The 3,911-nt window shown below is 75.1% G+C and carries 1 protein-coding gene; it reads right to left on the bottom strand.

Annotated elements, in window-relative coordinates:
• Positions 1 to 53: 53 nt before the first annotated feature.
• The coding region (locus tag CCN35_RS22105) for an SDR family NAD(P)-dependent oxidoreductase (protein ID WP_143631751.1) at positions 54 to 3,911 on the bottom strand (3,858 nt) is incomplete at its 5' end.

The following is a 3,911-nucleotide window of genomic DNA, read 5'->3' as shown; positions in this document are numbered from 1 at the left end:
CGGCACCCTGTGACCCTCCGGTGCCCGGTCCGGGCCCGGCCGCCTCCGGAGGGTCACAGGGTGCCGAGAACCGCGTCCAGGGTCCTGTCCATCTCCTCGTCCGTCAGGTTCTCGGCGGCCTGCAGCGCGTCCTTGGGCGCGTCGTCCGCCGGCCGTGCCGCATCGGGCCGTGCGAGCTCCAGGAGCCGGTCCAGCAGCCCGCTGCGGCGAAGCTGCTCGGTGCCGATGCGGGCCAGTGCCCACTGCGCGGCCCGCACCGGGTCCTCGGGGGGCGCGTCGTCGGCCGCCGGCTCGTCGAAGGAGAGCCGCTCGTGCAGGAATTCGGCGATCGCCCGCGGCGTCGGGTAGTCGAACGCCAGCGTGCTCGGCACGGCGATCCGCGTGTACTTCGCGATGCGGTTCTTCAGCTCCACCGCCATCAGCGAGTCCCAGCCGAACTCCCGCATCGGCTTGTCCAGCGGCACCGTGCCGGAGCCGGACAGGCCGAGCACCGCGGAGACCTCCTGCTGGACGAATGTGCGCAGCGCGGCGGCCCGCTCCTCCTCGGGCAGCCCGGCCAGCCGCTCCCGGAACGCGGAGGACTGCCCCTCCGACCGGCCGGCCCGCTTCGGCTTCGGCCGCACCAGCAGCCGCAGCAGGGCGGGCAGCCGGTCCTCCCCGGCCCCCTGGAGGCGGGCGAGGTCGAGCTTGACCGGCACCAGGTGGGCCTCGGGCCGGCCGAGCGCCGCGTCCAGCAGTCCCAGCCCCTCCGCCGCGGTCATCGCCAGGGCGCCCTGGCGGCGCATCCGGGCCAGCTCGGTGTCGCCGAGCCGTGCCGTCATCCCGGCCCCGTCCTGCGCCCACAGGCCCCAGGCGAGGCTGGTTCCGGCCAGTCCGCGGCGGCGTCGGTGGACGGCGAGGGCGTCGAGGAAGGCGTTGGCGGCGCCGTAGTTGCCCTGGCCGGGCGAGCCGAGGGTGCCCGCCACGGACGAGAAGAGCACGAAGGCGGCGAGGCCGAGGTCCCGGGTGAGTTCGTGCAGGTGCCAGGCGCCGGTCAGCTTCGGGGCGAGGACCCGTTCGAACCGCTCCGGGGTCTGGTTGCCCACGACTCCGTCGTCGATCACGGCCGCCAGGTGCACCACACCGGTCAGCGGGTGCTCGCGCCCGGCCTCGGCGACGGCCGCCGCGAGCTGCCCGCGGTCCGTCACGTCGCAGGCCAGGAGGCGTACGGACGCGGCGCCCGCCTCCCGGAGCTCCTCGGACAGCTCCGCGGCACCGGGAGCTTCCGGCCCCTGGCGGGACGTCAGCACCAGGTGCCGGACGCCGTGGGTGCGCACCAGGTGGCGGGCGGTCCGCCGGCCGAGCTCGCCGGTGCCGCCGGTGATCAGCACGGTGCCGTGCGGGTCGAGGGCACGCGGCACGGTGAGCACGATCTTGCCGGTGTGTCGTCCCTGCGCCATGTGGCGGAACGCGCCGGGTGCCTCCCGTACGTCGTACGACAGGTACGGCAGCGGTTCGATGACGCCCCGGTCGAGGAGGCCGGACAGCTCGGTGAGCATCCGGTGCAGGTGGCCCGGCTCCAGCGACATCAGGTCGAAGGCGCTGTACACCACGCCCGGATGCGCCTCGGCGACCTCCTGCGGGTCACGGACGTCGGTCTTGCCCATCTCCAGGAACCGGCCGCCGCGCGGCAGCAGCCGCAGCGAGGCGTCCGTGAACTCCCCGGCCAGCGAGTTGAGGACGACGTCCACGCCCTGCCCGCCGGTGGCGGCCAGCCACCGCTGCTCGAACTCCGTGTCGCGCGAGGAGGCGATCCTGTCGTCCGGCAGCCGCAGCTTGCGCAGGGCCGGCCACTTGGCGGGGCTGGCCGTGCCGTACACCTCCGCGCCCAGGTGGTGCGCGAGCTGCACGGCGGCCATGCCCACACCGCCGGCCGCGGCATGGACCAGCACCTTCTCACCGGCCTGGAGGCGGCCCAGCTCGGTGAGCGCGTAGTGGGCGGTGAGGAAGGCGAGCGGGATCGTCGCGCCCTGCTCGAAGGTCAGCGCGTCGGGCAGCTTCGCCATCAGGTGCCCGTCGCCGCGCACCTCGGTGCCGAAGGCGCCGAACGCCAGGCCCATGGCCCGGTCGCCGGGCCGCAGATGCGTCACCGCCGGTCCCGTCTCCAGCACCACGCCGGCGAACTCCAGGCCCAGCTTGGGTGTGGCGACCATGCCCAGGGCGTTGAGCACGTCACGGAAGTTCATGCCGGCGGCCCGGACCTCGATCCGCACCTCGTGGTCGCCGAGCGGCCCGGAGAGGTCCACCGGGACCAGTTCGAGGCTGTCGATGCTGCCCTTCTCGCGGATGTCGAGTTGCCAGGGCCCGTCCCCGGCGGGCGGAGTGAGGGTGCCGCCGCTCTTCGCCGTCCGCCCCGTCGTGCGCACGAGGCGCGGGGCGTAGCCGGTCGTGCCCCGCAGGGCCAGCTCCGGCTCGTCCGTGAGTGCGAGCGCCTCGGCCAGCGGGCCGGGCTCCGCCCCGGTGCCGTCGAGGTCGACCAGGCGCAGGACGCGGTCCGGGCACTCGCCCCGCACCGACCGGATCAGTCCCCACAGCGGGGCGCCGGCGAGCGCGCCGACGGCGTCCTCGGGCCGGGCGGCGACCGCGTCCCGGGTCACCCAGACCAGCTCGGTGTCCGCCAGACTCTCCTCGGACAGCAGCCGCTGGAGCACCGGGAGTGCGTCGAGTGTGCCGGCCCGCGCCGCCGTACCGGGCTCCTGCTCGGCGGAGGCGGAGGTGCCGGTCGCGTCGACAACGATCCGGCGCGGACGGTTCCCGCCGGCCAGGAGTGCGTCGAGGTCGGCGAACCGGGGGGCGTCCAGGAGCCGCGCCACCGTGTCCCCGTCGCCGAGCACCACGGTGCCGTCCGCGGCCGCGGGGGCCTCGGGCAGGTCCACGGGCTGGAAGTCGACGCGGTACAGGTGGTCGGTGGCGGACGGTCCGGCGACGCGCAGCTGCGCCGCGTCCGCCTGCTGGATCTCCAGCCCGGCCGCGTGGATCACCGGCTCACCGGCCGGATCGGTGGCGAGCACCGTGACGGTGCGGCCGCCCGAGCCGCCCGCCCCCGTGTCCTGGACCTCGACACGGACGCGCAGCTCGGTGCTGCCTGTCGCGTGCAGGGAGACGTCCGTCCAGGCGAACGGGAGCAGCACCGTGCCCTCGGGCCGTTCGCCGGTGTCCACGCCGGCCAGTGCGTGCAGGGCCGCGTCCAGCAGCGCCGGGTGGATCCCGAAGGCGTCGGCGGAATCGTGCTCGGCCTCGGGCAGCACCACACGTCCGTAGGCGACGTTGCCGCGGCGTGCGAGACCGGTGAGGCTGCGGAAGACGGGGCCGTACTCGAGGCCCTGGCCGGCCAGGGTGTCGTAGAAGCCGTCGAGCGACAGCGGTTCGGCGCCGGACACCGGCCAGTTCCGGAGCTCGGCGAGCCCGTCGGGGCGGACGTCCTGTTCGTCGTCGGCCAGGTGACCGGTCGCGTGCACCGTCCAGGAGTCCGGGTCCGCGGTCGTCTCCGGCTGGCTGTAGATCCCGATCGGCCGGTGGCCGTCGTCGGACGCACCGACCTTCACCTGGATCCGCAGGGGGGTGTCCTCGGTGAGCACGAGCGGCTGGGCGAGGGTGAGTTCACCGACGCGTGCCGCGCCGACGGCGCGCGCGGCGGCGAGTGCCACGCCGAGCAGACCGGTGCCGGGGACGAGCACGGATCCGAGGACGGCGTGGTCGCGCAGCCACGGGTGCTCGGTCAGCGACAGCCGACCGGTCAGCAGGTGGCCTTCTCCGCCGGCGAGTGCCAGCACCGCCGACAGCCAGGGGTGTTCCGCCGGTACGAGACCGGACTGCCGGACGTCGCCCTTGCCGCCGCGGGCGGGCTCCAGCCAGTAGTGCTGCCGTTGGAA

Source organism: Streptomyces thermovulgaris (genome assembly GCF_002155915.1).
Classification (GTDB): Bacteria; Actinomycetota; Actinomycetes; order Streptomycetales; family Streptomycetaceae; genus Streptomyces; species Streptomyces thermovulgaris.
The sequence above is the reverse complement of the archived record's forward strand: the minus strand, read 5'-3'. Positions and strand labels throughout refer to the sequence as shown.